Source organism: Pseudomonas fjordensis, assembly GCF_976987115.1.
On the sequence record NZ_OZ336860.1, the window covers coordinates 5,861,331 to 5,876,119 of the forward strand.

At 57.3% G+C, this 14,789-nt stretch carries 13 protein-coding genes and 1 other RNA gene; 10 read left to right on the forward strand and 4 right to left on the reverse strand.

Annotated elements, in window-relative coordinates:
- Nucleotides 1-65 precede the first annotated feature (65 nt).
- Nucleotides 66-470, reverse strand: a complete 405-nt coding sequence (fur, locus tag ACWHXD_RS26810; protein WP_003194220.1) for a ferric iron uptake transcriptional regulator — start codon at nt 468-470, stop codon at nt 66-68.
- 98 nt (nt 471-568) lie between these two features.
- On the opposite strand from fur, the gene ACWHXD_RS26815 reads away from it, so the two are divergent.
- Nucleotides 569-1,096: an outer membrane protein assembly factor BamE gene (locus ACWHXD_RS26815; RefSeq protein WP_032895265.1), complete on the forward strand. Its 528-nt coding sequence runs from the start codon at nt 569-571 to the stop codon at nt 1,094-1,096.
- A gap of 426 nt (nt 1,097-1,522) precedes the next feature.
- On the opposite strand, the gene ACWHXD_RS26820 is transcribed toward ACWHXD_RS26815, so the two are convergent.
- Nucleotides 1,523-1,825 carry an RnfH family protein gene (locus tag ACWHXD_RS26820; protein ID WP_138761953.1) on the reverse strand — a complete coding sequence of 101 codons (303 nt, stop codon included), beginning with the start codon at nt 1,823-1,825 and terminating at the stop codon, nt 1,523-1,525.
- On the reverse strand, nt 1,818-2,252 hold the full coding sequence (locus ACWHXD_RS26825) for a type II toxin-antitoxin system RatA family toxin (RefSeq protein ID WP_003194226.1): 435 nt from the start codon (nt 2,250-2,252) through the stop codon (nt 1,818-1,820). The genes ACWHXD_RS26820 and ACWHXD_RS26825 overlap by 8 nt, the downstream gene beginning before the upstream one ends.
- A gap of 167 nt (nt 2,253-2,419) precedes the next feature.
- Between ACWHXD_RS26825 and smpB the strand changes: the two genes are divergently transcribed.
- The gene (smpB, locus tag ACWHXD_RS26830) at nt 2,420-2,902 is read left to right on the forward strand and encodes an SsrA-binding protein SmpB (protein ID WP_003176160.1); all 483 of its coding nucleotides are present in this window, start codon (nt 2,420-2,422) and stop codon (nt 2,900-2,902) included.
- 27 nt (nt 2,903-2,929) lie between these two features.
- Here smpB and ACWHXD_RS26835 read toward each other — a convergent pair whose 3' ends face one another.
- Nucleotides 2,930-3,697, reverse strand: coding sequence for an FCD domain-containing protein (locus ACWHXD_RS26835; RefSeq protein ID WP_014719963.1), 768 nt, complete (start codon nt 3,695-3,697; stop codon nt 2,930-2,932).
- A gap of 252 nt (nt 3,698-3,949) precedes the next feature.
- Here ACWHXD_RS26835 and ACWHXD_RS26840 point away from each other — a divergent pair, with 252 nt between their 5' ends.
- From ACWHXD_RS26840 to ACWHXD_RS26875, 8 genes are all read left to right on the forward strand, one after another.
- Nucleotides 3,950-5,644 carry a lactate permease LctP family transporter gene (locus tag ACWHXD_RS26840; protein ID WP_078803828.1) on the forward strand — a complete coding sequence of 565 codons (1,695 nt, stop codon included), beginning with the start codon at nt 3,950-3,952 and terminating at the stop codon, nt 5,642-5,644.
- 70 nt (nt 5,645-5,714) lie between these two features.
- Nucleotides 5,715-8,525 (forward strand): FAD-binding and (Fe-S)-binding domain-containing protein, encoded by a 2,811-nt coding sequence (locus tag ACWHXD_RS26845; RefSeq protein ID WP_138761952.1) that lies wholly within the window; start codon nt 5,715-5,717, stop codon nt 8,523-8,525.
- A 136-nt stretch (nt 8,526-8,661) separates the two neighbouring features.
- Nucleotides 8,662-8,940: a PA2433 domain-containing protein gene (locus ACWHXD_RS26850; protein WP_057711113.1), complete on the forward strand. Its 279-nt coding sequence runs from the start codon at nt 8,662-8,664 to the stop codon at nt 8,938-8,940.
- A gap of 94 nt (nt 8,941-9,034) precedes the next feature.
- Nucleotides 9,035-9,431: a transfer-messenger RNA gene (gene ssrA, locus ACWHXD_RS26855) on the forward strand.
- 187 nt (nt 9,432-9,618) lie between these two features.
- Nucleotides 9,619-10,875 (forward strand): integrase domain-containing protein, encoded by a 1,257-nt coding sequence (locus tag ACWHXD_RS26860; protein ID WP_225570518.1) that lies wholly within the window; start codon nt 9,619-9,621, stop codon nt 10,873-10,875.
- Between the two features lie 606 nt (nt 10,876-11,481).
- Nucleotides 11,482-11,688 (forward strand): helix-turn-helix domain-containing protein, encoded by a 207-nt coding sequence (locus tag ACWHXD_RS26865; RefSeq protein WP_225570517.1) that lies wholly within the window; start codon nt 11,482-11,484, stop codon nt 11,686-11,688.
- 306 nt (nt 11,689-11,994) lie between these two features.
- The gene (locus ACWHXD_RS26870; RefSeq protein WP_225570516.1) at nt 11,995-13,572 is read left to right on the forward strand and encodes a type I restriction-modification system subunit M; all 1,578 of its coding nucleotides are present in this window, start codon (nt 11,995-11,997) and stop codon (nt 13,570-13,572) included.
- A complete protein-coding gene (locus tag ACWHXD_RS26875) occupies nt 13,569-14,789 on the forward strand; it encodes a restriction endonuclease subunit S (protein WP_225570515.1) in 1,221 nt (406 codons plus the stop codon). Before ACWHXD_RS26870 ends, ACWHXD_RS26875 begins: the two co-directional genes overlap by 4 nt.

Sequence of the window (14,789 nt, forward strand, 5' to 3'; positions counted from 1 at the left end):
AGAAAGCACGAAGGCGACCCGAGGGTCGCCTTCAATCGTTTCGCAAAGCAAAACTGCGTCGATTTTTACTTTTTCTTACGGATGTACAACACGAGATTGTGGTCGACCAAATCGAATCCATGCTCCTCAGCAATCTTGTGCTGCAGCGCTTCGATTTCAGGGCTGGTGAACTCGATAACCTCATTGGTATCCAGGTCAACCATGTGGTCATGGTGACCACCGTCAGCCAATTCAAACACCGCATGACCGCCGTCGAAATTATGACGAACCACCAGCCCTGCGGCTTCAAACTGGGTCAGTACACGGTAGACCGTGGCCAGGCCGACGTCCTCGTTAGACTCCATCAGCGCCTTGTAAACGTCTTCGGCACTCATGTGGCGCTGCTCAGCAGAATCGAGCATTTGTAGAATCTTGACTCGTGGCAGAGTCACTTTGAGACCGGCTTTGCGTAGTTCGCTATTTTCAACCATGGTTAGCTTTCTCGCGGATGCTGCTTCGCAGCTTCTCTTAATACGGGTATGATCGGCGTTTACGTTGTCCCAGCCAAGATAGTGGAAGTCGCCCACCGATGCAAAACACCAAGCTCTTGCTAACCAGTTTCACCTTTGTGGGACTGCTCGCACTCGCCGGTTGTTCATTCCCCGGGGTTTACAAAATCGACATCCAGCAGGGCAATGTCGTCACGCAGGACATGATAGACCAGTTACGCCCGGGAATGACCCGACGGCAAGTACGGTTTATCATGGGTAATCCCCTGCTGACCGACACTTTCCATGCCGATCGCTGGGATTATCTCTACAGCCTGCAGCCGGGTGGCGGTGAACGCCAGCAGGAGCGCGTCAGTGTCATCTTCAATGGCAATGACCAGCTCGTGAGCCTGTCCGGTGACTTCATGCCCGGCGTAAGCCGCGATGAAGCCTTGCTGGGCAAGGACAGCGGCACCAACGTGACCGCACCTGCGCAGCAAGCTGAAAAACCAAAATCCGAGGTACCGGCCAAGCCAGGTTCGTTGCTGGACAGCATCCAGAAAGACATCGACAACGTGGAAACCGTGCCCGTGCCGACGCCTGAGCCTCTGGACACCAGCCCGCAATAATTTTGCGCTCGATAAAAAGCCCGGCATGCCGGGCTTTTTGTTGTCTGCCATTTGCATAGCTATATTGCCCACAGCATCAGCGCCTGGCTCAGCCCCCCCTGTGGGAGCGGGCTTGCTCGCGAAGGCGGTGTGTCAGTCAATTAATCTTTAACTGAACCACCGCCATCGCAGGCAAGCCAGCTCCCACATTAGCCATGTATTGCCCACAAAATCAGCGCCAGGCACCAATCCCCTGTGGGAGCGGGCTTGCCCGCGAAGGCGGTGTGTCAGTCACTGAATATTCAGCTGAACCACCGCTTTCGCAGGCAAGCCAGCTCCCACAGTTGGATCGCGCGGCTCCAGGGAGATAGGTGTCGGTTGGCAGGCAGTTACCGGTTCAGCTTCGTATGGCAGTGGTGTAGATGGCTACGCTACCCTTTGGCAAGCTCAAGAATTCGCTTGCCTGGCCAATGCCGCCTTGGCCGCGCGCAACCTGCGCACTTCTTTAGGGTCGGCCAGCAAAGGCCGATAGATCTCAATACGGTCACCCGCTTGCACGCTACGCACCTGTGCATCCACGACGACCTTGCCAAATATACCCACCGGGCAAGCAGCCAGATCAACATCAGGAAAATGCGCCGCCATTCCCGACGCCCGAACCGCCTCGCGCAACGTGGTGCCCTCAGCCACCTTTACCCCCAGCAACACCTGGCGGTCCTCAGCGGCAAACACCACCTCAATCTCAACCATGCAGTTGCTTGGCGCGCTGACAGAACGCGTCCACCAGGGTATTGGCTGCCTGATTGAACAAAGGCCCCAAGGTCGCACGAACAATCGGCCCGGCATAATCAAACGAAAGATCTAGGCTGATCTTGCAGGCCTTGTCCGTCAGCGCCTTGAACACCCACACACCATGTAGCTGGGTGAACGGCCCTTCCTGCAGGTTCATTTCGATGGATTGCCCCGGCACCAGCACATTGCGCGTCACAAAATGCTGGCTGAGGCCGCCCTTGGCCACCCCCACACTGGCAACCATGTGCTCGTCACTGCTCTCCAGAACCTCGGCCGTCGAGCACCAAGGCAGAAACTCTGGGTAACGCGCCACGTCGTTGACCAGGTCATAGAGCGCCTGCGCCGGGTAGGGCAACAGGGCCGAACGTTGAATATGCGTCGTCATGTGAGCGTTACTTCCACTGCTTAAGGCAAACATCGCGAAAGAACAGCCCAATCCGCGAGAGAAAAAAACCAAAGAACTGCCCGCATTGTCCGGGATTCGTCCAACTCGCTCAAGCACACAGGTTGACCGTAGCCGACACGCTCGCAACTCCCTATAATGCCGCCCCTATGGCTAAACAAAAGAAACACCCCACAGGGACCATCGCGCAAAATAAAAAAGCGCGACACGATTACTTCATCGAACATCGGTTCGAGGCTGGTCTGGTCCTGGCCGGCTGGGAAGTAAAAAGTCTGCGTGCCAGCAAACTGCAGCTGGTCGACAGTTATGTGCTGCTCAAGGATGGCGAGGCGTGGCTGCTTGGCAGTCATATCACCCCGCTGACCACCGCGAGCACCCACGTGATTGCCGACCCGGTGCGTACGCGCAAGTTGTTGCTCAATGCTCGCGAACTGGAAAAGCTCGCCGCAGCCGTGCAGCAAAAAGGCTACGCATGCATCTGCTTGTCCTGGTACTGGAGCAAGCACCTGGTCAAATGCGAGATCGCATTGGGCAAGGGCAAGAAGGAATACGACAAGCGCGACACCGAACGCGAGCGCGATTCCAATCGCGAGCTGCATCGCGCCGTGCGCAACAAAGGCAAGGAAGAGTAATCCTTGTGACGGTGTAGCCCATGCGGGCTACATCCCTTTGCGCCGCTCCGCACGAGCCACACGCTGAACCTCCTGACGCACCTCCTCCAACACCTCCTGCACATACAGCAAATGCCGTGTCGAGACTTCGCGCGCCTGCTCGGCCCGCCCCTCGATGATGGCCAGGTACAAGTCCCGATGCTGATTGATCAGCATGTCGCGGGTCTCGGTACGCTGCTGATACATGCCACCAATATTCGTCACTACGTTACGCTTGAGCAGGTCGAACAGCCCACGAATGGTGTGCAGCAACACGGCGTTATGACTGGCTTCGGCAATCGCCAAGTGAAACCTCGCATCCGCAGCGCCCTCCTCCACTCGGCTCACCTCGTCGGCGCGCGCATAGCAATCCTGCAACGCCTCGAACGCTGCGGTCAGCCGTTCACGGTCAACCTCCGTGGCGCGTAACGCCGCGTAATAGGCACACGAAGCCTCCAGGGTCTGGCGAAACTCCAGCAGGTCGCGTTGCGCTTCGGGATTGCTTTCCAACAAATGCAGCAGCGGATCGCTGAAGGTCGAACCCAGGGAGTCCACCACATAGTTGCCACCGCCCTGGCGACTGACCAGCAACCCCTTGGCCGCCAGTTTCTGAATCGCCTCACGCAACGATGGGCGCGACACACCAAAGCGTTCAGCCAACGCGCGCTCGGCCGGCAAACGCTCGCCCGACTTCAGCGTGCCCTCGAGAATCATGCCCTCAAGCTGCTCGACAATATCGTCAGACAAACGGCGCTGACGCACCTGATCAAACCCCATAACTCAACTCTCCACCATCCCGACCACTCGCCGGGGCCCCTATTCTGGCCTATCGACGTGCCGGCAGCACCTATCAGAACGCCTTCAATTTCGCTGATCAGAACACCCCGCCTCCCGACCTACGACCAAAGTTTCGCAGGCGGCAAATTGACACACCCCTGCCCAGCCTCTTAATCTAGCCCACAGCGATTGTAAATTGGTATTACCAATTAACCAAGCTCACCAAACAACAACAATCAGGGGCCACCCCATATGCAAACCTGGCAACAGCTTTACAGCCCACTCGGCAGCCTCGGCCTGTCCGCACTGGCGGCCGTCATTCCCATCGTATTTTTCTTCCTGGCGCTGGCCGTGTTCCGCCTCAAAGGCCATGTGGCCGGCAGCATCACCCTGGCCCTGTCGATCCTGGTCGCCATCTTCGCCTTCCAGATGCCGGTAGACATGGCCCTGGCTGCGGCCGGTTATGGTTTTGCCTACGGCCTGTGGCCCATCGCCTGGATCATCGTCGCGGCGGTATTCCTGTACAAATTGACGGTCAAGAGCGGCCAGTTCGAGATCATTCGCAGCTCCGTCTTGTCGATCACCGATGACCAGCGCTTGCAGGTGTTGTTGATCGGTTTTTGCTTTGGCGCCTTCCTGGAAGGTGCGGCCGGTTTTGGCGCGCCCGTGGCGATCACCGCCGCGCTGCTGGTGGGCCTGGGTTTCAACCCGCTGTACGCCGCCGGCCTGTGCCTGATTGCCAATACCGCGCCCGTAGCTTTCGGCGCCTTGGGCATTCCGATCATCGTCGCCGGCCAGGTCACCGGCATTGATGCGTTCAAGATTGGCGCCATGACCGGCCGCCAACTGCCGCTGCTGTCGCTATTCGTACCGTTCTGGCTGGTGTTCATGATGGACGGCCTGCGCGGCGTTCGCGAAACCTGGCCGGCAGCCTTGGTGGCCGGCTTGAGCTTTGCCGTCACCCAATATTTCACCTCCAACTTCATTGGCCCGGAGCTGCCGGACATCACCTCGGCACTCGCCAGCCTGATTGCCCTGACGCTGTTCCTGAAAGTCTGGCAACCCAAGCGCACCGCAGGCGCACAAATTGCCGGCGCCACCTCCAGCGTAGCGGTCACTTCCAGCGCCGGCGGCTTCGGCTTGCCGCGCAACACCGTGGTTTCGCCCTACAGCCTGGGGCAAATTTTCAAGGCGTGGTCGCCGTTCCTGATCCTCACCGTACTGGTGACCATCTGGACCCTCAAACCCTTCAAGGCCCTGTTCGCTGCGGGCGGCTCGATGTACGGCTGGGTGTTCAATTTTGCGATCCCGCACCTGGATCAACTGGTGGTGAAAGTCGCGCCCATCGTGACCAACCCTACCGCCATCCCGGCCGTCTTCAAGCTGGACCCGATTTCTGCCACCGGCACGGCGATCTTCTTCTCGGCACTGGTCTCCATGCTGGTGTTGAAAATCGACATTAAAACTGGTCTTACCACTTTAAAAGAGACCTTCTTTGAGCTGCGCTGGCCGATCCTGTCCATCGGCATGGTGCTGGCATTCGCCTTCGTCACCAACTACTCCGGCATGTCCTCGACCATGGCGCTGGTTCTGGCCGGCACCGGTGCGGCCTTCCCGTTCTTCTCGCCATTCCTTGGCTGGCTGGGGGTTTTCCTGACAGGCTCCGATACCTCATCCAACGCCCTGTTCAGCTCACTGCAAGCCACCACTGCGCACCAGATCGGCGTCAATGACACCCTGCTGGTAGCCGCGAACACCAGCGGTGGCGTGACCGGCAAAATGATCTCGCCACAATCGATCGCCGTGGCCTGCGCCGCCACCGGCCTGGTGGGCAAGGAATCCGACCTGTTCCGCTTTACCCTCAAGCACAGCCTGTTTTTTGCCACCATCGTCGGGCTGATCACCTTGGCGCAGGCGTACTGGTTCACCGGTATGCTGGTGCACTGAGACGTGCACGTAATAGGGTAAGAATCGACGCCGGGGCACCCTTCCGGCGTCTGCTATTTCTGGAGGACCGATGAGCCTGCCTGCTGCTTTCCTGAGCGACGTCGCACAACTGATCCCGCAAGATCGTCGCTTCGACGATCCACTTTCCACCCTCGCCTTCGGCACCGACGCCAGCTTCTACAGACTGATCCCACAGTTGGTGATCCGCGTGGAGTCAGAAGACGAAGTGGTAACCCTGCTGCAACTGGCCCAGCGCGACCGCGTGCCGGTGACCTTTCGTGCCGCAGGCACCAGCCTCTCGGGCCAGGCCATCAGCGACTCGGTGCTGATCGTACTGGGTGATAACTGGAACCACCGCGAAATTCGCGGGCAAGGCACACAGATCCGCCTGCAACCCGGCGTGATCGGCGCCCAGGCCAACGCCTGGCTCGCACCGTTCGGGCGCAAGATCGGGCCGGACCCAGCGTCCATCAATGCTTGCAAGATCGGCGGTATCGTCGCCAACAATGCCAGTGGCATGTGCTGCGGCACGGCGCAAAACACCTACCACACCCTGGCGGGCATCCGCCTGGTGCTGGCCGATGGCAGCCGCCTGGACACCGAAGATACCGACAGCGTGCAAGCCTTCCGCCAGTCACATAGCGCACTGCTTGAACGCCTGGCCCTGTTGGGTCGCGAAACACGGGCAAATACTGAGCTGGCGGCAAAGATCCGCCACAAATACCGTCTGAAAAATACCACCGGCCTGTCGCTCAACGCCCTGGTGGATTTCGATGACCCGCTGGATATCCTCAGCCACCTGCTGGTCGGCTCCGAGGGCACCCTGGGCTTTATCAGTGCGGTCACCTACGACACCGTGATCGATCACCCCAACAAAGCCTCGGCGCTGATCGTCTTCCCGGATGTCGAAACCTGCTGCAACGCCGTCACCGTGCTGAAAACTCAGCCAGTCTCGGCCGTTGAACTGCTGGACCGGCGCAGCATGCGCTCGGTGCAGGACAAACCGGGCATGCCTGCTTTCGTACAACACTTATCGGAAAACGCCTGCGCACTGCTGATCGAATCCCGCGCCGCTTCGCCATCGCTGCTGCACGAACAACTGACGCTGATCATGGCGTCCCTGGCGGCGTTTCCCGTGGAGAAACAAGTCGACTTCACCGAAGACCCACTGGAAAACGCCCGCCTTTGGGCCATCCGCAAAGACACCTTCCCGGCCGTAGGTGCCGTGCGCAAAACCGGCACCACCGTGATCATCGAAGACGTGACCTTCCCGGTTGAACAACTGGCGATTGGCGTGAACCGCTTGATCGCCCTGTTCGACAAACATCACTACGACGAAGCCATCCTTTTCGGACACGCCCTGGAAGGCAATCTGCACTTTGTGTTCACCCAAGGCTTCAACAGCAGCGAAGAAGTCGCACGCTATCAAGCGTTCATGGACGACGTTGCGCAACTGGTGGCCGTGGAGTTCGGTGGCTCGCTGAAGGCCGAACACGGCACCGGCCGCAACATGGCACCGTTCGTCGAACTGGAATGGGGTAGCGACGCTTATCAACTGATGTGGCAGCTCAAGCGCCTGCTCGACCCCAACGGCATCCTCAACCCGGACGTGGTGCTCAGCGAAGACCCGCAGATTCACCTCAAACACCTCAAGCCGCTGCCCGCCGCCGATGAGCTGGTGGATAAGTGCATCGAGTGTGGGTTCTGCGAGCCCGTGTGCCCGTCAAAAGGCCTGACCCTGAGCCCGCGTCAGCGCATCGTGATCTGGCGTGACATCCAAGCCAAAAAACGCGCAGGCGTGGACACCACCGAACTGGAAGCGGCCTACCACTACCAGGGCATCGACACCTGCGCCGCTACTGGCTTATGCGCGCAACGTTGCCCTGTAGGCATCAATACCGGCGACCTGGTGAAAAAACTGCGCAGCCGCGAAGCCGACCGTACGAAAACCGCCGACTGGCTCGCCAGCCATTTCGCCACCGCGCTGCAAGGTGCGCGCTTTACCCTGCACATCGCCAATGGCGCACGCATGCTGCTGGGTGCTCCACGCCTGGCCAGGCTCTCGAGCACGCTGACCAAGCTGTCCAAAGGGCAAATTCCGCAGTGGACCAACGCCATGCCTCAGCCCGAAAAAGCCATCCGCTTCAGCCCGGCAGTGACGGACGCGCGCTCGCGCGTGGTGTACCTGGCCGCCTGCGTCTCCCGCGCCATGGGCCCGGCAACCGGTGATAAAGAGCAAATGTCGCTGTACGACAAAACCCGCCAACTGCTGGAAAAAGCCGGCTACCAGGTAGTATTCCCCGATAACCAGGACAGCCTCTGCTGCGGCCAACCCTTCGCCTCCAAAGGCTACGCCGAGCAGGCCGAACACAAGCGCCAGGAACTGATCGGCGCCCTGCTCCACGCCAGCCGCGGCGGCCTCGACCCCATCTACTGCGACACCAGCCCCTGCACCCTGCGCCTGGTGCAAGAGTTGGGAGAAACGCGCCTGGACCTCTACGACCCCGTGCGCTTTATCCGCACCCACCTGATGGACCGCCTCGACTTCACCCCCCAGGAAGCGCCCATCGCCGTGCACGTCACCTGCAGCACCCAACACCTGGGCGAAAGCCAGGCACTGATCGAACTGGCGCGACGCTGCGCAAAAACCGTGGTGATCCCCGAAGGCATTCATTGCTGCGGCTTTGCCGGCGACAAAGGCTTCACCACACCGGAACTCAACGCCCACTCCCTGCGCTCACTCAAAGACGCCGTGCAATATTGCAGCGAAGGCATCTCCACCAGCCGCACCTGCGAGATCGGCCTGAGCCAGCATGGCGGCATCGACTACCACGGCCTGGTCTACCTGGTAGACCGTGTCACCCGCGCCCGCGCCCACTGACCTGGCAAAAAAACCGAACCCTCGCGCACCGGCGCAGTCATCTGCATAGGCCTCGACCAACGAGGCCAATCAGTGATGTCGCTGGCAGCGGTTGCCCGCCAGCAGCGTCGAGCCCTTTTGCGCAAGGAGACACCCTATGAAGCGTTCCGCTCTTGCTGGCTTGTTCATGACCGCTGCGATGCTCGCCTCCCCCGCTTTCGCAGCCAGTGACAAAGACCTGTGCCAGATCAACCTGGACAAAATCAACAACGGCAAAGCCCTGCTCGCCACCGACACCAGCGGTAAAAGTGGCGAAATAGACACCGCCGTCTCCCAGGCCAAGGCAGCCCACGCCGCAGGTGACGAGAAGAAGTGCATCGAAATCACCTCCAAGGCCCTGCAAGACCTGCAGAACAGCGACAAAGGCGGCCAGTAAGCGAGAGGGCCAACCTCCGGGTTGGCCTTCGCTGAGCTTTTGGCGTACACTGCACAGGCTTGTCACTCACTAAGAAACAACGAGTTACAAGCACGGGGCCGTTTAGGATTCGACGCCGGTCGCGAAACTTTAGGTGCATGCCGAGTTGGTAACAGAACTCGTAAATCCACTGTTGCAACTTCTTATAGTTGCCAATGACGAAAACTACGGCCAGGAATTCGCTCTCGCTGCGTAAGCAGCCTTAGCCCTGAGCTTCTGGTACCTTCGGGTCCAGCAATCACCAGGGGATGTCTGTAAACCCAAAGTGATTGTCATATAGAACAGAATCGCCGTGCAGTACGTTGTGGACGAAGCGGCTAAAACTTACACAACTCGCCCAAAGCACCCTGCCCTTCGGGTCGCTGAGGGTTAACTTAATAGAAACGGCTACGCATGTAGTACCGACAGCGGAGTACTGGCGGACGGGGGTTCAAATCCCCCCGGCTCCACCAATACAACATCTAAAGACGTCCACGGACGTCTTTTTTTGTGCCTGAAATCCAGCAAAATCAAGGGTTTAAGAGCTTCTGGGCTCCGTAGAGGTTTTCTGAGTTCCAGCCGTTTGGGTATTCCAAATGGTATTCCAAGCCATCCGGTGCTATTTTTTGGAATACCAAAACGGTGTCAGAGGTAGCTCTCATGCCTGCTCCAGCCCTTCGCCTCTCCGACCGCCAGCTCAAGGCAGTCAAGGCAAAAGACAAGGATTACGTCCTCAGCGATGGTGACGGCCTTCAGCTCCGAGTCAGGAGCAATGGCTCGATGCTGTGGAACTTCAATTACCGCGAGCCGGTAACCAAAAACCGTATCAATATGGGGCTGGGCACGTACCCGGAGCTCTCACTAGCGAACGCCAGGAAAAAAGTGGTTGAAGCGCGGGAGCTGCTGGCACAAGGCATTGACCCCAAGGTGCAACGCAATGCACAGGACGAAGCCAAACGAGCGGAGACGGAACACACGTTCGAGAACGTGGCCACCGCCTGGTTCGAGCTGAAGAAGGACTCCGTCACGCCAGCGTACGCCGAGGACATTTGGCGATCGCTCACGCTGCACGTATTTCCAGACCTGAAAACAACGCCGCTCTCGAAAATTACCGCACCGATGGTCATCGAATTGCTTCGCCCAATCGAGGCCAAAGGCAGCCTCGAGACAGTGAAGCGATTGAGCCAACGGCTCAACGAGATCATGACCTACGGGGTCAATTCAGGACTGATCTTTGCGAACCCTCTCAGCGGCATTCGCGCAGTGTTCAAGAAACCCAAGAAACAGAACATGGCCGCGCTACGACCCGATGAGCTTTCCGAGCTCATGATCGAAATCGCGAACGCCAGCATCAAGCGGATCACCCGCTGTCTGATCGAATGGCAACTGCACACCATGACCCGTCCTGCCGAAGCGGCCACCACCCGATGGGCAGACATCGACTTCGACAAACGCATCTGGACCATCCCGCCGGAGCGCATGAAAAAGCGTCGTCCGCACACCATCCCGCTGACCGAACAGGCACTCGCGTTACTAGAGACGCTCAAGTCCCACAGCAGCCACAGGGAATACGTGTTCCCGGCAGATAGAAATCCGCGCACCCACGCCAACAGCCAGACCGCCAACATGGCGTTGAAACGCATGGGCTTCCAGGACCGCTTGGTCAGCCACGGCATGCGCTCCATGGCCAGCACCATCCTGAACGAGCATGGCTGGGATCCGGAGCTGATCGAAGTCGCGCTGGCGCATGTCGACAAGGACGAAGTCCGAAGTGCCTACAACCGAGCTGACTACATCGAGCGCCGGCGTCCGATGATGGCTTGGTGGAGTGAGCACATCCAGAAAGCGGCCACTGGCAACCTATCGGCATCTGCGATCAATCAAACCAGGGACCACAACGTCGTGCCGATACGGTGAGCGCTCACCGGACGCTGCCGGTAACCGAGAATGACTCCCCAGATGGAGTGATGGTTGATTTGGCGACAGCGGCGACACCGGCGACAACCCGCGTAATACCTGGTCTGCAGCATGGCGACAGAAGTGGCGACCGTCGCCGCTGCAAGCCTCTCTCTTGGGGCTTTCTCGGCCAAGCCCACGCGAGCGGGAAGGCTCCGCATTCCCACTCGCGTGGGCTCTGCGTAATTGCATCTCACTTGACCACCTAATTGCATTGCCACTGACCAGTCATTTACATTCGCGCTGACCTGCCGTTTGCAGTTGATGGGGGTCAGCGGGTGCCACTTAGCGCGAGTGTGTCAGCCAAGCACTGAAGGACTGTAACCGACCCAAAGCCGACCTCAACAGATCTCCTCCATCAGGCACTGGGCAATCTCATTTTACGGAAGCTTGGGCGGCACCAAGCAAACAGCAGTTTCCAGCCGCCTCTCCTCCCGCTCCGGGACAAACCGTAGATATCAAATTCGACCAAGCAATCATGGGCATTTAAAGATGGTCGCTGATTCGTCTATCTGGCAGACTTATAACGATTTAAAGCGACTTTAGAAGCCTTTGAGCATCAATGCCATGACTACCGAACCTTGGGTTACTGCAATCGATGTTGCCCGGCATCTAGGCGTAGTGAAGGACACCGTTTACCGCTGGCGGGAGCACAAGGGACTTCCCGCGCACAAGATCGGGCGCCTGTGGAAATTTCAGCTCTCGGAGATTGATGAATGGGTGCGCGTAGGTGGTGCCGATGACGATGCAGAGCGCAGGAGCGAACCAAAATGAATACAGCGCGGAAGCATCGTTAGTCTGGAGAGGGTGCCTCGACAGGAAAATCTTACAACCACTACCAGCAGGAAGGCAGGCTCCAAAGAAAGCGCCAAGGAGTCCATTGCTTTTGCCAATGCAGCAGATGACCACCTTCTGACGGCCATCGAGGATGGCCAAAAAGCGCCTCCGGCGGATCATAAGATCCCGGAGAGCTCTCTGGCAGGCGGTAGCGCAAGCTGGTCAAGCACATTCGATACCTCCCAAAGCCTCTTCATCGCGCGATGGAGTGGCCAAGTAAAATGAATTTAACAGGAAAACACCATGACCAGCACCCAACAACGTGCCGCCCTGCAACGCCAGATCTGGCAAATCGCCAACGATGTGCGTGGCGCAGTCGACGGTTGGGACTTCAAGCAATACGTGCTCGGCACTCTGTTTTACCGCTTCATCAGCGAAAACTTCGCCACCTATATCGAAGGCGGTGACGAGAGCGTCCGCTATGCCGAGCTGCCCGATAGCGTGATTACCTCAGACATCAAAGACGACGCCATCAAGACCAAAGGCTACTTCATCTACCCCAGTCAGCTATTCGCCATGGTGGCGGCCAGTGCCCACAGCAACGCAAGCCTGAACACCGATCTGGCTAACATCTTTCAAGATATTGAGGCGTCCGCCAACGGCTACCCCTCCGAGCGCGATATCAAAGGCCTGTTTGCCGACTTCGACACCACCAGCAATCGCCTGGGCAACACGGTCAAAGACAAAAACGAACGACTGGCGAAGGTGCTCAAAGGCGTAGCAGGGCTGGACTTTGGCACCTTTGACGACAGCCATATCGACCTGTTTGGCGACGCTTACGAATTCCTCATCTCCAACTACGCCGCCAACGCTGGCAAATCCGGCGGTGAGTTCTTCACCCCGCAGCATGTCTCGAAGCTGATCGCCCGACTCGCCATGCACAAACAAACCACAGTCAACAAAATCTACGACCCGGCCTGCGGCTCGGGCTCGCTGTTGCTGCAAGCCAAGAAGCACTTCGACGCACATATAATCGAAGAAGGTTTTTTCGGTCAGGAACTCAACCACACCACCTATAACCTGGCGCGGATGAACATGTTCCTGCACAACGTCAACTACGACAAATTCAACATACAGCTAGGCGACACTCTCATCGATCCACACTTTGGCGATGACAAACCCTTCGATGCCATCGTCTCCAACCCGCCGTACTCGGTGAAGTGGAAGGGCATGGACAACCCCACTCTGATCAACGACGACCGCTTTGCCCCGGCCGGTGTGCTGGCGCCCAAATCCAAGGCCGACTTCGCCTTCGTGCTGCATGCACTCAGTTATCTCTCGGCCAAAGGCCGAGCCGCCATCGTCTGCTTCCCCGGCATCTTCTACCGGGGCGGGGCCGAGCAGAAGATCCGCCAATACCTGGTAGACAACAACTACGTGGAAAGCGTGATTTCGCTCGCGCCCAACCTGTTTTACGGCACGACAATCGCTGTGAACATTCTGGTGCTTTCCAAGCATAAGACCGACACAACCACCCAATTCATCGAGGCCAGCGGACTGTTCAAGAAAGAAAGCAGCATCAACGTCCTCACAGATAACGATGACGAGAACAACCCTGGCCATATCCAGCAAATCATGCAAGTGTTCGACAGCAAGGCGAACGTGGAGCACTTTGCTCAATCCATCCCTTTTGAACAGGTGGCCGCCAACGGCTACAACTTGTCCGTCAGTAGCTATGTGGAAGCCAAGGACAACCGCGACGTGGTGGATATTGCTCAACTCAATGCCGACCTAAAAACCAGGGTTGCCAGGATCGACCAGCTACGCAAAGAAATTGACGCGATTGTTGCGGAGATCGAGGGCGAGGGACAGGAGGCATGAGTAGCGTGAATTTCTTGGAGAGGCTGCTGGATGGCGTTGATGTCGAGTGGAAGGTGCTGGGCGAAGTTGTACACATGCGCTCTGGCCAACATATTTCGGCAAGCAACATCATGGAGGAAGCCAGCAGCGAACATCCTTATCCATGTTTTGGAGGAAATGGGGTTCGTGGCTTTGTTGCGAAAAACAGCCATGACGGGAGGTATTTGCTCATTGGCCGGCAGGGTGCATTATGTGGAAATGTGCAGCGAACAAACGGAAAGTTTTATGCGACAGAACACGCGGTCGTTGTTACGCCAAGTGATTGCATTAATATCGATTGGGCATTTCACTTACTGACGCTCATGAATCTAAATCAGTATGCATCACAATCTGCTCAGCCTGGATTGACTGTCGGGAAAATTGAGAGTTTAAAAATCCCCATCCCCTGCCCAGAAAACCCAAAAAAATCGCTTGAAATACAAGCCGAAATCGTCCGCATACTGGACTCCTTTATCGAGCTTACCGCCGAGCTTACCGCCGAGCTCTCCGCCCGCAAAAAACAATACAACCATTATCGTGACCAGTTGTTAAGTTTCAAAGAAGGCAACGTGGAGTGGAAGGCGCTAGGAGAGATTGGCGAATTTATTCGTGGCAAGCGTTTCACCAAGGCTGATTATGCGGAAGACGGTATCAGTGTTATTCATTACGGCGAGATATACACGCGCTACGGTGTTTTTACGGATCAAGCTTTTTCTCAAGTCAGAAGCGATATGGCTGGGTCACTGCGCTATGCACAGCCAAAAGACGTCATAATAACCGACGTTGGCGAGACCGTAGAAGACGTGGGCAAAGCCGTGGCTTGGCTCGGAGATGAAAGAGTAGCCATTCACGATCATTGCTACGCGTTCCGGCACTCAATGAATCCAAAGTTTGTTTCCTATTGCATGCAAACAGCGTCGTTTATTGCCAAGAAAGCAAAGTATGTAGCTAGAACAAAAATCAATACTTTGTTGATTACTGGTTTTTCAAAAATTGCCATTCCTGTACCTTACCCAGATGACGCTGAAAAATCGCTCGCCGAACAAGAGCGTATTGTCGCCACCCTCGAAAAATTCGACGTCATGACCAACTCTATCAGCGAAGGCTTGCCGGGCGAAATTATGTTACGCCAAAAGCAATACGAACATTACCGTGACTTGTTGTTAAGTTTCCCAAGACCAGAAGAGGTAGCGGTATAA